The organism is Sphingomonas changbaiensis NBRC 104936, from assembly GCF_000974765.1.
Classification (GTDB): Bacteria; Pseudomonadota; Alphaproteobacteria; order Sphingomonadales; family Sphingomonadaceae; genus Sphingomonas_B; species Sphingomonas_B changbaiensis.
Genome location: NZ_BBWU01000031.1, coordinates 1 through 15,357 on the forward strand (window position 1 = coordinate 1; position 15,357 = coordinate 15,357).

At 67.7% G+C, this 15,357-nt stretch carries 12 protein-coding genes; 1 reads left to right on the forward strand and 11 read right to left on the reverse strand.

The window, feature by feature from the left end; all coding sequences use genetic code 11:
• Positions 1–66: 66 nt before the first annotated feature.
• The 3 genes from nagZ to argS form a co-directional block, all read right to left on the reverse strand.
• Positions 67–1,071 (reverse strand): beta-N-acetylhexosaminidase, encoded by a 1,005-nt coding sequence (gene nagZ / locus SCH01S_RS08010; RefSeq protein ID WP_046348281.1) that lies wholly within the window; start codon positions 1,069–1,071, stop codon positions 67–69.
• Between the two features lie 132 nt (positions 1,072–1,203).
• The gene (locus SCH01S_RS08015) at positions 1,204–1,929 is read right to left on the reverse strand and encodes an SPOR domain-containing protein (protein ID WP_046348282.1); all 726 of its coding nucleotides are present in this window, start codon (positions 1,927–1,929) and stop codon (positions 1,204–1,206) included.
• Position 1,930: 1 nt separating this feature from the next.
• Positions 1,931–3,661 carry an arginine--tRNA ligase gene (gene argS / locus SCH01S_RS08020; protein ID WP_046348283.1) on the reverse strand — a complete coding sequence of 577 codons (1,731 nt, stop codon included), beginning with the start codon at positions 3,659–3,661 and terminating at the stop codon, positions 1,931–1,933.
• Between the two features lie 158 nt (positions 3,662–3,819).
• Between argS and SCH01S_RS17130 the strand changes: the two genes are divergently transcribed.
• Entirely contained in the window at positions 3,820–5,217 is a 1,398-nt protein-coding gene (locus SCH01S_RS17130) for a tail fiber protein (protein ID WP_084689464.1), read from the forward strand.
• Here SCH01S_RS17130 and SCH01S_RS08030 read toward each other — a convergent pair.
• The 8 genes from SCH01S_RS08030 to murC all read right to left on the reverse strand — a co-directional run bounded on the left by SCH01S_RS08030 (position 5,214) and on the right by murC (position 15,339).
• Positions 5,214–6,380, reverse strand: a complete 1,167-nt coding sequence (locus tag SCH01S_RS08030) for a deoxyguanosinetriphosphate triphosphohydrolase (RefSeq protein WP_046348284.1) — start codon at positions 6,378–6,380, stop codon at positions 5,214–5,216. The genes SCH01S_RS17130 and SCH01S_RS08030 overlap by 4 nt on opposite strands.
• Entirely contained in the window at positions 6,377–8,005 is a 1,629-nt protein-coding gene (locus tag SCH01S_RS08035) for an SPOR domain-containing protein (protein ID WP_157032860.1), read from the reverse strand. Before SCH01S_RS08035 ends, SCH01S_RS08030 begins: the two co-directional genes overlap by 4 nt.
• 248 nt (positions 8,006–8,253) lie before the next feature.
• The gene (gene ftsZ / locus SCH01S_RS08045; RefSeq protein WP_046348287.1) at positions 8,254–9,714 is read right to left on the reverse strand and encodes a cell division protein FtsZ; all 1,461 of its coding nucleotides are present in this window, start codon (positions 9,712–9,714) and stop codon (positions 8,254–8,256) included.
• 110 nt (positions 9,715–9,824) lie between these two features.
• Positions 9,825–11,105, reverse strand: coding sequence for a cell division protein FtsA (gene ftsA / locus SCH01S_RS08050; protein ID WP_046348288.1), 1,281 nt, complete (start codon positions 11,103–11,105; stop codon positions 9,825–9,827).
• A complete protein-coding gene (locus tag SCH01S_RS08055; RefSeq protein ID WP_046348289.1) occupies positions 11,102–12,055 on the reverse strand; it encodes a cell division protein FtsQ/DivIB in 954 nt (317 codons plus the stop codon). The genes ftsA and SCH01S_RS08055 overlap by 4 nt, the downstream gene beginning before the upstream one ends.
• Positions 12,048–12,965 (reverse strand): D-alanine--D-alanine ligase, encoded by a 918-nt coding sequence (locus SCH01S_RS08060; RefSeq protein WP_046348290.1) that lies wholly within the window; start codon positions 12,963–12,965, stop codon positions 12,048–12,050. The genes SCH01S_RS08055 and SCH01S_RS08060 overlap by 8 nt, the downstream gene beginning before the upstream one ends.
• Before the next feature lie 2 nt (positions 12,966–12,967).
• The gene (gene murB / locus SCH01S_RS08065) at positions 12,968–13,891 is read right to left on the reverse strand and encodes a UDP-N-acetylmuramate dehydrogenase (RefSeq protein ID WP_046348293.1); all 924 of its coding nucleotides are present in this window, start codon (positions 13,889–13,891) and stop codon (positions 12,968–12,970) included.
• A 41-nt stretch (positions 13,892–13,932) separates the two neighbouring features.
• Complete coding sequence (murC, locus tag SCH01S_RS08070) at positions 13,933–15,339, reverse strand: UDP-N-acetylmuramate--L-alanine ligase (RefSeq protein WP_046348291.1); 1,407 nt, start codon at positions 15,337–15,339, stop codon at positions 13,933–13,935.
• Positions 15,340–15,357: the final 18 nt, after the last annotated feature.

A 15,357-nucleotide genomic window follows, 5' to 3' on the forward strand; every position in this document is an offset into this window, starting at 1 on the left:
GTCCAGCCTCTCGACCCCTCCACCATCGGCTACGCCGATGGTCCCCCTCCCCGTTCCGGGGAGGAGTTAGGCCAGCGCCAGCAGCTCGTCCCGCTTCCTCACGACCTCCGCGAACCGCGCCGGCTGCGGCGTCTTCCGGAACGCCAGCGCCTTGTCCAGCCGCTCCAGCGTCCGCTCCCCCGCCTCCGGCAGCACCTTCGCGATCGCGACCATTTCGTCCATGCGCGCCCAGCAATCGAGCACCAGGTCGACGCCCGCTTCGATCGCGCCGCACGCCTTTTCCGCAGGTGTGCCGGACAGCGCCTTCATGTCGATGTCGTCGGTCATCAGCAGGCCGTCGAAGCCGATCCGCTCCCGGATGATCTTCTCGACCATATAGGCGGAGAGCGTGCCCGGCCGTGCATCGTCCCATGCCGTGTAGACGATGTGCGCTGTCATGCCGATCGGGGCCCAGGCGAGCTGCCGGAACGGACGCAGATCGGTTTCCAGCTCTTCCTCGCTCGCATCGACGATCGGCAGCGCCTTGTGGCTGTCGACCAGCACGCGGCCATGGCCGGGCATGTGCTTGACGATGCCGGTGACGCCGCCTGCCTGCAGTCCTTCGATCACCGCGCGGCCGATCGCCGCAACGCGCATCGGCTCGTGACCATAGGCACGGTCGCCGATCACGTCGTTCGCGCCTTCCTGTCGCACGTCGAGCAGCGGCAGCGCGTCCACGGTGACGCCGGCCTCGCTCAAGGTCAGCCCGATCGCCTCGGCATTGGCGCGCGCCGCTTCGATCGCGGAGATCGGCGCCTTTTCGTAAAGCGCATCGAATACGGCCCCCGGCGGGAAGGCCGGCCATTCGGGCGGCTGCATCCGTGCGACGCGCCCGCCTTCCTGGTCGATCATGATCAGAAGGTCGTCGCGCGCGTGCAGATCGCGAAGCGACTCGGTGAGCGCGCGCAGTTGGGCCCGATCGCCGCAATTGCGTTTGAACAGGATATAGCCGGCGGGATCGGCGTCCCTGAAGAAAGCGCGTTCGTCGGGCGTGAGCTCGAGGCCCGAGAGGCCGAAGATGACGGGTTTCATTATTCCTCCCCGGAACGGGGAGGGGGACCGCTCGCGAAGCGAGTGGTGGAGGGATCGGAGCGTCGGTCCACCCCCTCGGCCCCTCCACCATCGGCTATGCCGATGGTCCCCCTCCCCGTTCCGAGGAGGAGCTTATTGCACGACAAGACAATTCTCCCCGGCAACTTTCAGCCTTGCACAGACGTCCTTGGCCTGGGCTGCGGAAGTGGCGGTGACGCGGAGGCGGTAATAGGTGTGGCCGTTCACTTCCGCCTTCATGATCGTCCGGTCCAAGTCCGTCAGATAGGCGAAGCGCTTTGCCATTGCCTCGCCCTTCTTCTTCGCGCTCGCTTCGCTGGGGAAGGCGCCGAGCTGCATCGTCGCGCCGGTCGGTGCTTCGGCCGCGACTGGCGCGGGCGGTGCCTTGGCGGTCAGTTTCTCGCTGCTGTCCTCGACAGCGGCGGTCGCGCTCTTGCCGGCCTTCGGCTGTGGTGTCGCTCTTGCGGCAGGCGCGCGGGTGACCGGCGTCTCCGGAATCGCGTTCAGGTCGAGGCTGCCTTCCACCTGCTGGCCCTGGCTCGTCTTGTAAACCACGTCGCCCTGGCCTTCGAACTTGGTGCCGCCTTCCTCCTCCGGCCGGATCTTGTACGGCTCCTTCGGCGCCTGGATCAGCTCGCCCGAGCCCGACGGCGCAATCTCACGATGCTGCCACCAATAGATCGCGCCGATCACGACCGCGGCGAGCAGCAGCAAACCCAGCAGCGGCACCACCCAGCCGAACGAGACGCCGCCCCGCTCTTCCACCACTTCGTCGACCGGCTCCAGCCAGGGCAGCCGATCCTCGTCGGACAGCGCGTAAGGGTCATGCGCTTGGGCCACGTCAATGCATCTCCTCGACCGCCGTCACCCCCATGATGGCGAGGCCGTTGCGGATGATCTGCCCGATCCCGTCGACCAGATAAAGCCGCGCGCAGGTGGTCGCGGGATCATCCGCCACCAGCACGCGACGATCCGGCCGGTCATTGCCCATGTTGAAGAAGGCGTGGAACGCCGCCGCCAGGTCATAAAGGTAGAAGGCGATCCGGTGTGGCTCTCGCGCCGCCGCCGCGCTTTCGACCACGCGCGGGAATTGGGCGGCGAGCTTGACCAGCGCCAGCTCCTCGGCATCGAGCCGGTCGAGATCGGGCGCGCGGGTGCAATCGATCCCCGCCTCCCGGATCCGCCGCGCGATCGAGCGGATGCGGGCGTGGGCGTATTGCACGTAGAAGACCGGATTGTCCTTCGACGCCTCGACCACCTTGGCAAAGTCGAAATCCATCTGCGCGTCGGCCTTGCGCGTCAGCATCGTGAAGCGGACCACGTCCTTGCCGACTTCGCGCACCACGTCCGCGAGCGTCACGAAATTGCCGGCGCGCTTCGACATCTTGACCGGCTCGCCGCCACGCAGCAGCCGCACCATCTGGATCAGCTTGACGTCGAACTGCACCTTGTTCTCGGTCAGCGCGGCGACCGCCGCCTTGATCCGCTTGACGGTGCCGGCATGGTCGGCGCCCCAGATGTCGATCATCGCGTCGACGCCCTGGGCTTTCTGGAAATGATACGCCATGTCGGCGCCGAAATAGGTCCAGCTGCCATCGGACTTGCGGATCGGCCGGTCCTGGTCGTCGCCGAATTTGGTTGAGCGGAACAGCGGCAGCTCGACCGGCTCCCAATCCTCCGGCGTCTCCCCCTTCGGCGCTTCGAGGAAACCGTCATAGACGAGATCGTGCGCGCGCAGCCATTGCTCGGCCGCTTCCGGCTTGCCCGCCGCCTGCACCTCGGCTTCCGATGCAAACAGGTCGTGATGGATGCCCAGCAGCGCGAGATCGGCCTTGATCAGCGCGATCATCGCCGCGACCGCCCGTTCGCGGAACAGCACGAGCCATTCGCTTTCGGGCGCGTCGACAAAGCGCGACCCGAATTCCTGCGCCAGAGCGGCGCCGACCGGCTTCAGATAATCGCCGGGGTAAAGCCCTTCCGGAATCTCGCCGATATCCTCGCCCAGCGCCTCGCGGTAGCGCAGGTGCGCGGAGCGGGCGAGCACGTCGACCTGTCCGCCGGCATCGTTGACATAATATTCGCGGACGACCTCATGACCCGCATATTGGAGCAGCGAGGCAAGCGCGTCGCCGACCACCGCGCCCCGGCAATGGCCCATGTGCATCGGTCCGGTCGGGTTGGCGGAGACGTATTCGACATTCACTTTCTTGCCCGCGCCGACGCTCGACCGGCCGTAATCGCCGGCGTCCGCATGGATCGCGCGAAGCTCGTCGCGCCAGGTGCCATCGGTCAGCCGCAGATTGATGAATCCGGGACCGGCGATTTCCGCGCCCGAGACTTCGGGCAGCGCCTTCAGCTTGGCGACGATCTGCTCCGCCAGGGCGCGCGGATTGGTGCCTGCCGGCTTGGCCAGCACCATCGCCGCATTGGTCGCCAGGTCGCCGTGCGCCGGATCGCGCGGGGGCTCGACGGTCAGGCCGCTTCGCGCGAGGCCGCCGGGCAGGGCCCCTTCGGAAGCGAGATCGTCGAGCACCGCGTTGATCGCGGCAGTAAAGCGAGCGTGCAGAGTCAATGTCGGTCCCGGTTCGGCTTGGAAGGCCGGGCTCTTAATGGATCGAACCGGCACAATGAAGCCCCCGGTCGAAGGTGACGTCCTGACGCCATTTTCTTCGACTCCATGGCCGCATTCTGGTAAGCAGCGCGGACGCTCTTGGCGCCAAGGGGGTTGTCATGAAAGCTGTTTTCGTTTCGCTGATCGCCGGCGCAACGCTCGGCCTTTCCGCTCCGGGACTCGCCGCCGTCACCGGCACCGCCGGCCAGGGACTGCCGTTCGATAATTATCAGAATTACCTCGGCCTGACCCAGCTGATCTCGCTGCAAGGCATCTTCCCGTCGCGCGCGGACACCACCGACCAAAACTCTGCCGCGCAGCAGACGCTGGCCATGCTGCGCACGTTCAGCGGCAATTTTGCGACGGACGGCGGCGCCCTGACGCAGGGCCAGATTCTTCCGATCTCGCAGAACACCGCGTTGTTCTCGCTGCTCGGCACCACCTATGGCGGAAACGGGCAGACCACCTTCGCGCTGCCGGACCTGCGCGGCCGCTCGATCATCGGCGCGGGGCAAGGCCCGGGCCTGAGCAACCGTGTGCTCGGCGAGCAAGCCGGCGCGTCCACCGTCACGCTCTCGATCGCGCAGATGCCCGCGCATGCGCACGGCATCAACGTGCCGCCCGGACAGACCGGCGTGACCGGCGGCAGCCAGCCATTCGACAACATGCAGCCGTCGCTGGCGATGACCTACATGATCGCGACCGGCGGCCTCTTCCAGGCCGGCAACGCCTTTATCGGCGAGGTGTCCGCATTCGGCGGCAACTTCGCGCCGAACGGCTGGCTGCCGGCGGACGGGCGGCTGGTGAGAATCCAGGATTTCGACACGTTGTTCAACCTGATCGGCACCACCTATGGCGGCGACGGGCAGACGACCTTCGCGCTGCCGGACCTGCGCGGCCGCGCGATCGTCGGCAGCGGCAACGGCATTGTGGCGGGGTCGGTCTTCGGCACGGAGAGTCACGCGCTGACCCTCGCCGAAATGCCGGCGCACGATCATGACGGCGGCGCGATCCAGGTCGATCCGGCCGGCGGCAGCCAGCCGTTCGACAACGAGCAGCCCTCGCTCGCGCTCAATTACTATATCGCGCTGCAAGGCATCTTCCCGGCCCGCGACGGCGGCTTCGTCGACACGACCGATCCTTACCTGGGCGAAATCGTCGCGAGCGCGTCCGACCTGGCGCCGCAGGGCTATGTGCCTGCGGCCGGCCAACTGCTGCCGATCAACCAGAACCAGGCGCTGTTCTCGATCCTCGGCACCACCTTCGGCGGCAATGGCCAGACCAATTTCGCGCTTCCCGACCTGCGCGGACGCACCATTGTCGATTGGGGCAACGGCATCACCTATGGCGAACGCGGCGGCCACAGCGTCGAGACGCTGCTCGCATCGCAGCTGCCGATCCATGATCACACGTTGCCGGACGCGCGCGTGCCGGAACCGGCGACCTGGGCGATGATGATCGCCGGCTTTGCGATGGCAGGCGCCGGGTTCCGCCGGCGTCGGCGCGTGTTCGCCTAAAAGCCCTCGGGCAGCTCCAGTTCGCCGACCAATTCGCGGTAGCGGGCGATGGCGTAGCGGTCCGTCATGCCGGCGATGAAGTCGGCGATGTGGCGGCTGCGTTCGGGCTCGTCGCCGGGCAGGGTTTCGCGCCAGCCCTCGGGAAGACGGGATGGCTCCGAGGCATAGGCGTCGAACAGGCCGGCGATGATCGTGCCCGCTGCCCTGGCCGCCTCAAGCTGGCGTTCGTGATGATAGAGCTCGCGGTACATGAACCGCTTCAGTTCGCGCTCCTCGGCGCGCATCGCGTGGCTGAAGCCGACCAGCGCCTGCCCGGCCGCGCGGACATCCTCGACCGTCTCGACGCCGGTCTCGCGGATGCGGCGACGGGTCTCCGCGATCAGATCGTTGACCATCAGGCCGATCTGCGACCGCACCAGCTCCGACAGCAGCCGCCGCTCCGAAATATCCGGATAGCGCTCCTGCGCAGCGCGCCACCCGCGCGCGACCAGCGGCACCGACAGGATCTGCTCGCGGTCGAGCAGGCCGGCGCGCAGGCCATCGTCGATATCGTGATTGTCATAGGCGATGTCGTCCGCCACCGCCGCGACCTGTGCTTCCAGCGAGGGCCAGCTGCCCAGGTCCAGCGGAAAGGCCGCATTCGCGTCCGCCATGGCCCAGGTCGGATGGTCGACCGGCCCATTATGCTTGGCGAGCCCTTCAAGCGTCTCCCAGGTGAGGTTCAGCCCGTCGAAGCGCGGATAGGGTTTCTCGATCCGCATCAGCACGCGCAGCGTGTGGGCATTGTGATCGAAGCCGCCGGCGTGCGCGGTCGCAGCCTTCAGCGCGTCCTCGCCGGAATGACCGAACGGCGGGTGGCCGATATCGTGCGCCAGGCACAGCGCCTCAGTCAGATCCTCGTTGAGGCCGAGCGCGCGCGCGATCGTGCGGCCGATCTGGGCAACCTCCAGGCTGTGCGTCAGCCGCACGCGGAAATGGTCCCCGTCGGGCGCGATGAACACCTGGGTCTTGTGCCTGAGCCGCCGGAACGGGATCGAGTGGATCACCCGATCGCGGTCGCGCTGATACTCGTCTCGCGGGCCGCGCAATGCGGTGCGTTCTTCGGGATAGAGGCGCCCGCGGCTCCTGGCCGGATCGCAGGCCCAGGGGCTCAGCCCCCTCATTTGCCCCCGATCTTCTCGACGGCTTCGCCCGCGTCGCTATGCCATTGGAAGGCGCCGATGCCCGCCTTGCGCAATTTCGCGACCGCAGCCTGCGCTTCGTCGTCGTCCTTGTACGGCCCGGCGAGCAAGCGGTTGGTGGCGCGGTTCTTCGCCGTCCAGGGCCCTTTGCGCTTCAGCTCCGGCGCCTTGCCGGTCACGCGCGCCCATTCCTTGGGCAGCGCGTCCTCGTTCGCACCGCCGGCGACCTGAACCCAGATGCGGGCAGGGTTTTTCGGTTCGGCCTTCTTCTTGGCCGCGGCTTCCTTCGTCGCCTTTGCGGTAACCGGCTCGCAAGCGGCCTTTTTGGCAGAGTGCTTGCCCTTCCGGGGGACCGGCTTGCACTCCTCGTCCGACGCAGCCGCCTTCTTCTTGGCGTCCGGCTCGTCCTTTTTGCCTGTCGCGCGCGGCGTTGGCGTCGGGCTCGGCTTCGGCGTCGCCTGCGCGAGCCTGACCGGCGCTGAGCTGCGCGCCGGCTGCTTGCGGGCCTCGCTTCGAATGTCACGCATGATCGCGTCGAGATTGCCGCGGTCGGCCGGCCGTATCGTCGCGGCCGGAGCCGGCGCAGGCGATTCGTCCGTTTGCGCAACCTGCGTGGGCGGGGGCGGTGGTGGCGGCGTTGGCGTGGGGCTCGGCGCCGGAGTCGGTGTCGGTGCGGGCGACGGCTTGCCCTTCACCCGGCCTGCCTTGGCTGGCGGCGGCGAGGCGAGCAGTGCCGTCGCGCCCGGCCGATGACGGGACGCGCGCGATTCAGGTTCGACCGGCGCACTTGCCGCGGCCGCGGGCGCCGGCGCGTAAAAGGTGGGCGCGGACGTCGGCTGAGGGATCGGCTTTGCCGCAGCCATCCGGACATCCGCCGGCATTTCGCCCAGATGGACAGCTGCTGCCTTCTGCGCCGCGTTCAGCGCCGTCAGCTTCGACAGGAACGGGTCCATTGTCTCGGCCATGCGCTCCGGCATTACCTGGTGGACGATTCGGCTCGCGCCCGGCAGGTCCCCTGTCAGCGCCAAGACAAATGCGCGCGCGCGCCAGGCGCCCTGGTCGCGCTTGTAGAGCAACGGGTCGATCAGCTTCAGCGCCTGCTCGCGATCGCCGCTGATGCCCAGCGACAGTGCATAGCGCTTCGTGATTTCATCGTTCGGGCCACGCGTCAGCGCCAGCGCGTAATCGTGCTGCGCCTTGCGCGTGTCGCCGCGCAGGTCATAGGCAAGGCCGCGGTCGCCGGCGATTTCAGCCTCGGGAACCCCGGCCGAGCGCGCCGCGTCAAACATCTTCAGCGCCTCGCGCGGATTGTCCACCATCAGCAGCGCGCGGGCGAGGCCCGCCTTGATCTGCCCATTGCGCGGCGATCGTTCGTCGGCGCGCGCGAAGAAGCCGAGCGCGGCGTTGCCGTCACCCACGTCCAGCGCGGCCTGGCCGGCGCCGATCAGCGCCGGCAGGCTGGTCGGATCGGCGGCAAGCTCGTGCAGATAGCGCGACAGCCGGTCGGCCGGACGCTCGGCGGCGGATTGGGCGGACACGACCGACGCAGACGCAAGCAGCAATGCGGCCAGCCCCGGGGCGGTCGAACGGATAAGCTTTCGGATCACGATACGCCCATAGATGCCGCGCAAAGGCTTAGAGCAATGTGAACATGGGCCCGCGCGCGCCGGAGCGTTGCGGATGGGCGATGAATGAAAACTCCCTCTCCCTGAAGGGGAGAGGGCGACTCAGGCCTGCGGGCCTGAGCGGGGAGAGGGGGCTGTGGCACAAACCCAACCACCCTCTCCTAGCTCCGCCAAGCCGCTTCGCGATCAAGCTCCGCTGCTCCTCTCCCCTCAAGGGAGAGGAAGCCATGTTACTGATTATTCTGCCGATTCAGGAAGCGCGGGATGTCGAGCGGATCGTTGCCCGAATCGTCCTCATTCGTCGGCGCCTTGGCGTTGCCGCGGGCGATCGACGACATGCGCTCGAACAGCGTGCCACCGCCCTGACGCGCGGCCGGCGCCGGCTCTGGCTTGGCTTCGGCCTTCGCGCCGCCGAACCAGCGGCGACCGCCGGTCAGGTCCTCGTCGATCAGCGGCTCGGGCTCCGGCTCCGGCGCGTCGAGCAGCAGCTCATCCGACGCCGTCTCTTCGATCGGCGCATCGAGCGTCAGCGGCTCGTCCTCGGCGACCGGGGGTTCGACCTTCAGTTCCGGCTCGGGCGCGGTTTCGGCGACCGGTTCCGGCGCGGCCACCGGCGCCGGCTCGACCGGCTTTGCCACTGTCGGCATCACGAACGGGCGCGGTTCCGCATCGGCCTTCTTGCCGGGGAAGGAAAAGACGCGCGCAGGCTCAGGCTTTTCGCTGACTTCCGCCTCGATACCGGTCGCGACGACGGAGACGCGGATCTTGCCTTCCAAATCGTTGTTAAAGGCCGAACCCCAGATGATGTTCGCGTCCGGATCGACCAGTTCCTTGATGTGGTTGGCGGCCTCGTCGACCTCCATCAGGCGCATGTCCTCGCCGCCGACGATCGAGATGATGACGCCCTTGGCGCCCTTCATGCTGACGCCGTCGAGCAGCGGGTTGGCTATCGCCTTTTCGGCGGCCTCGATCGCGCGATTGTCGCCGGACGCTTCGCCGGTGCCCATCATCGCCTTGCCCATCTCGCCCATCACCGAACGGACGTCGGCGAAGTCGAGGTTGATCAGGCCGGGCATGACCATCAGGTCGGTGATGCTGCGCACACCCTGCTGCAGCACCTGGTCGGCCATCTGGAACGCTTCCTTGAAGGTCGTGTTCGGGTTGGCGATCAGGAACAGATTCTGGTTCGGGATGACGATCAGCGTGTCGACATGCTTCTGCAGCTCGGCAATGCCGGCCTCGGCCGACTTCATCCGGCGCGAGCCTTCGAAGCTGAACGGCTTGGTGACAACGCCGACGGTCAGGATGCCGCGCTCACGCGCCGCCTTGGCGATCACCGGGGCCGCGCCGGTGCCGGTGCCGCCGCCCATGCCGGCAGTGATGAAGCACATATGCGCGCCGTCGAGGGAGCGTTCGACCTGGTCGATCGTCTCTTCGGCCGCCGCGCGCCCGATTTCGGGCCGCGAACCGGCGCCCAGGCCTTGCGTGATCTTCAGGCCCAGCTGGATACGGCTTTCGGCCGGCGAGGCGTTCAGCGCCTGCGCGTCGGTATTGGCGACGATGAAGTCGACCCCTAGGACGTCCGACGCGATCATGTTCGCGATCGCGTTGCCGCCCGCGCCGCCGACGCCGATCACGCTGATGCGCGGCTTCAGCTCGTCCACCTCGGGCGGGATGAATTCGATGCTCATGTGATTGACTCCTCGTCGCAAATCGCCGGCGAAGCGCTCGCCCCCACAAGGGGCTTATGAATCAACGGATTCGCCAAATCGATACCAAAGTTAACGGCCCACAATTTTATTCACAGGTTTGTCCGGAAGGCTGTCACCAGCCGCTGGATCAGTGCCGGTCCGGACGATTTGACCACCGTCTGCTCCCGCCCGGCTTGCAGCAGGCGCAGGTCGATCGGATCGGAGGCGGCGTAACGGGTCAGGCCGGCCAGCGTCGCGAATGCGGGTCCGCTGTGCGCGTCGGGCAGACCGGTCAGCCCGCGCGGACGGCCGACACGCACCGATCGGCCGAGCAGGCCCTGGGCGTAATCGGCGATGCCTTTCAGCTCCGCGCCGCCGCCGGTCAGCACCACCTGCCGTCCGCGGCTGAAGCCGAGCTCGGTCATCGCCTTGGCGACCTCGCCGAAAATCTGGTCGAGGCGCGGGCGAATGACGCCGATCAACTGCGCCCGGGTGATCCGGGCGGGCTCGCCCTGCCCTTCCTCGGCGGAAATCGGCGCGACCTCGATCATGTCATGATTGTCGCGCGGGGTGGCCGTCGCGGAGCCGTAGAAGCACTTCATCCGCTCGGCCTGGGCGCGGCGCGTGCCAAAGGCAGCGGCGATGTCGTCGGTGATGTCGGCGGCCCCGAGCGGAATCGACGCCAGGTCCACGAGCATGCCGCCGATGAACAGCGACACGTTGGTCACGCCTGCCCCGAGCTCCACCAGCGCAATGCCGAGCTCCCGCTCCTCGTCCGACAGGCACGCCATGCCCGTCGCAAAGGGCGAGGCGATGATCGACTTCACTTCCAGATGCGCGCTGCGGACGCAGAGATCGAGATTGCGCACCGGCGACGGTTCCGCCGCGACGACGTGGATGCCGACGCCCAGCCGGTCGGCGTGCATGCCGCGCGGGTCCTTCACATCGGTGAGCCCGTCGAGCGTGTAGAGCGTCGGCTGCGCGTGCAGCACCATCCGCCCGCCGGGATCGACCGAATCGCGCCCGGCCGCCAGCAGCTGGTCGACATCCTCCTGCTCGATGCGGTGGCCGCCCAGCTCCACCTCGACCGAGGCGACGTTGCTCGCGAGCCCGCCGGCCGAAAAGCCGACCCACACATCCTCGATATTGACGCCGGCGATCCGTTCCGCCTGCTCGACCGCCTCGCGCACGGCAAGCTCGGTCGCGCCCATGTCGGCGACATAGCCGCGGCGCACGCCTCGACTCTCGCGCTGCCCGGTGCCGAGCACGTTCAGCGCGCCGTCCTCGCCGCGCTCGGCGATCAGCGCGGACACTTTCCACGATCCGATGTCCAGCGCCGTGATCAGCTTGTCGCCGCGCGCGGCGGCGGCACGGGAATCTCGCCTGCTCATAGCGTCTCGTTCACTTTCTCGAGGCCGGGATGCGGTTGGGCGGCGACGGGGGGAGCCGGCGCGGGCTGCGCGGCGCTGCCGTCGATTGCGCGGACCTGGCGGTCCAGGCGCGCGACGAAACGGGTAGGATCGCGCATGTCGAACTTCAGAAATCCTCTTCCCAGAAGCCTTTGTGCGGTATCCATGCGGGCGAAACGCACCAGCGCGCGTTCCGATTCATCCTGTCCTTCGGGCAAGGAGAGCGTCTCGCCGGACTGGAAGCGCAGGTCCCAGCGGCGCTCGCCGATCCACGTCGCGCCGGCGATCACCGGCTTCAGGGCCGGCGCCTTGGCGAGCAGCTGGGCAAGTTCTCCGGCGTGGGTGTTGGCATCGGGGCCGATCAGCAATGGCAGGTCCGCGCTGGGTGCTGCGGTCACATCCTCCAGCACCACGCCGCTCGCGTCGATCAGCCGCAGCCGCCCCTGATTCTGCCAGACCGCGGCCGGTTTGCGCTCGATGATGTCGACGACCAGCGTGTCGGGCAGGCGCCGCGACACGCGCGCGTCCTGCACCCAGCCATAGCGCAGCAGCTTGGCGCGGACCGCATCCAGGTCGACCAGCGGCATCGCCATCGAATGCTGGTCGAACGCGATCGCGTACACGGTCAGCCGGTCCATGTTCTTGATGCCGCGCAGATCGACGCGCTTCACTTCGAAACCGGCGCGACCGAAAACATTCGCGACTTCCGTCCCTGCCATTGCCGGCACGCCGAACGCCTGCAGCACGGCGATTCCGATCGCAGCGCCCAGGCCCAGCGTACCCCAGGTGACCGTCCGCTGGACCGTTTCGTGACTGACCGGAATGGCGCCGAACGCGCGCGCGAACAGCCCCGGCTTCTTTGCCGCCGGCTTGCGCCGCGCAGGAGCGCGCGTGGACGACCCCCGGCGGATCTTGGCGGAGGCGCTAGCCATCGGCCAACGCCTCCTTCACGATCGCGTCGACCAATTGGACATAGTCCAGACCCACCAGCCGCCCCTGTTCGGGCACCAGGCTCAGCGGCGTCATGCCGGGCTGGGTGTTCACTTCGAGCAGATAGAGACCTTCGTCTCCCTTCTGGTCGTCCCAGCGAAAGTCGGAACGGGACGCGCCCTTGCAGCCGAGCAATTTGTGCGCCTTCAGCGCCATTTCCATGCAGGCCTCGGCCACCGCCGGCGGAATGTTGGCCGGGCAGACATGCTCGGTCAGTCCCGCGGTATATTTGGCGTCATAATCATAGAAGCCGCTCTTGGGCTTCAGCTCGGTGACTCCCAGCGCATGACCGCCCAGCACCGCGGTGGTCAGCTCGCGCCCGCGGATGAAGGGCTCGGCCAGCAGCTCGTCGAAATCCTGCCAGGGCCCCTTCACGTCGCGGCCGATCGGCTCGCCGTAATTGCCCTCCGCAGTCACGATCGCCACGCCGACCGACGAGCCTTCATTGACCGGCTTCAGCACATAGGGCCGGGCGAGCGGGTCGCCGTAATACAGGCTTTCGGACTTCACCACGTGGCCGCCCGGCATGCGGATGCCATGGGGGACGAGCGCCTGCTTGGTCAGCTGCTTGTCGACCGCGATGACCGAGGTGACCATGCCCGAATGGGTGTATTTGACGCCCATCAGATCGAGCATGCCCTGCACCGACCCATCCTCGCCCGGCGTGCCGTGCAGCGCGTTGAAGACGAGGTCGGGCTTCGCCTCCGCGATCCGCGCGGCGACGTCGTGGCCCATATCCAGCCGCGTCACGCGATAGCCGAGGCTTTCGAGCGCGTCGGCCACGCCGGCGCCCGACATCAGCGACACTTCGCGCTCGGCCGACCAGCCGCCCATCAGGACCAGGATGTGCAAGCTCACGCCTCAACCCCCACGCGCTGAATCTCCCATTCCAGCTCGATCCCCGAATGCGCCTTCACCCGCGCGCGGACATCCTCGCCCAGTGCCTCGATCTCGGCGCTCGTCGCCTTGCCCAGATTAAGCAAAAAGTTGCAATGCTTTTCAGAGACTTGCGCGTCTCCCATCCTGAGACCCCGACAGCCCGCCTCATCGATTTCCTTCCAGGCCCGGGTGCCGGGCGGATTCTTGAAGGTCGAGCCGCCGGTCTTGGACCTGAGCGGCTGCGTCGCCTCGCGTGAGGCGGCGATGCGGTCCATTTCGGCCTGGATCGCGACAGGCTGGGCCGGGTGACCGCGGAACGTGGCGCTGACGACCACAGCGCCGTCCGGCAGCTCGGAATGCCGATAGGTATAGCCGAGCGCATCCAGCGGCAGCGTGCGGCGCTCGCCGGAGCACAGCACGACGTCGCATTCGAGCAGAATGTCCTTCACCTCGCGGCCATAGGCACCGCCGTTCATCCGCACGAAGCCGCCCACCGTGCCCGGGATCGAGCGCAGAAACTCGATGCCGCCCACGCCCGCGTCACGCGCGGTCGAGGAGACGAGGATGCCGCTTGCGCCGCCGCCGCAGCGCAGCGTCGTCGCGTCCAGCACCTCCACCTTCGCGAACGCCTTGCCGAGCCGCACGACCACGCCCGGCACGCCGCCGTCGCGCACGATCATGTTCGAGCCGAGGCCCAGCGCCATCACCGGCACCGCCGGATCGAGATCGGCGAGGAAGGAGGAGAGATCGTCGACGTCCTTCGGCTCGAACAGCCACTCGGCCGCACCGCCGGACTTGAACCAGACGAGGGGCGCGAGGGGGGCATTGGGAGTGAGCTTCCCTTTAGGCTCGCTCGTCCCGAGCGCAGTCGAGGGGCGCGGCTCCGGGCTTCGGGACATGCGCCCCTCGACTTCGCTCGGGACGAGCGGGGTGGCGACCATCATGCCGCCTCCTTCCGCATCGCGTCGGCGAGGCCGGCCGCCCATTTGGTGATGTCGCCCGCTCCCAGGCACACGACCAGATCGCCCGGCTGCGCCATGCCCGCCAGCTCGCGCGCCAGCGAAGCGGCATCGCCGATTTCCGCCGCCGCCCGGTGGCCGCGTGCCTTCAGGCCCGCGACCAGTGCGGCGGAATCCACACCTTCGATCGGCGCTTCGCCGGCAGCATAGACCGGGGTCACGTACACCGCGTCGGCGTCGTTGAACGCGGTCTCGAACTCGGTCAGCAGGTTCGACAGGCGCGAATAACGGTGCGGCTGGCAGACCGCGATCACCCGCCCCTGCGCCGCCTCCCGCGCGGCGGCGAGCACGGCGCGGATCTCGACCGGGTGGTGGCCGTAATCGTCGATGATCGTGGCGCCGCCCACTTCGCCCACCTTGGTAAAGCGCCTTTTGACGCCGCCGAATTTTGCAAAGCCGCCGCGGATCACGTCGTCGGGGACGCCCAACTCGGCGGCCACCGCAATCGCGGCCAGCGCGTTCTGGACATTGTGCTTGCCCGGCATCGGCAGGCGCACATCCTCGATCGCCCGCACCTCGCCGTCACGGCCGCGGATCGCGACATGAAAGCAATTGCCGCCGCCTTCGGGCGCAATGAAGGTCGCGCGCACGTCCGCCTGCGCCGAAAAGCCGTACGTCACGACGCGCCGGTCGCGGATCAGCGGCAGGATGTTCTGCACTTCGGGATGGTCGAGGCACATCACCGCTGCGCCATAGAAAGGCACGTTGTGCACGAACTCCAGATAAGCGGCCTTGGCCCGGTCGAAATCGCCGTAATGGTCGAGATGCTCGGGATCGATGTTGGTGACCACCGCGATCGTGCCGTCGAGGCGCAGAAAGCTGCCGTCGCTTTCGTCGGCCTCGACCACCATCCAGTCGGATGCGCCCAGCCGCGCGTTGGAACCATAGCTGTTGATGATGCCGCCGTTGATCACGGTCGCGTCGATCCCGCCGGCGTCGAGCAGCGCAGCGACCATGGAGGTTGTCGTGGTCTTGCCGTGCGTGCCCGCAACCGCGATCGTCGACTTCAACCGCATCAGCTCCGCCAGCATCTCTGCCCGGCGGACGACGGGAATGCGATGCTCATAGGCATAGGCAACCTCGGGATTTTCGCGCCGGATCGCGGTCGAGACCACCACCACCGCCGCCCCTTCGACGTTCGCGGCATCGTGCCCGATCATCACCTTGATACCGCGGGAACGCAGCCCCTCGATCGCATAGCCTTCGGCCACGTCCGAACCCTGCACGGCATAGCCGAGATTGTGCATCACCTCGGCGATCCCGGACATGCCGATGCCGCCGATGCCGACGAAATGGATCGTGCCGATGTCGGTCCCAACGCCTTTCATTGCAGCTCCTCCCCGGAA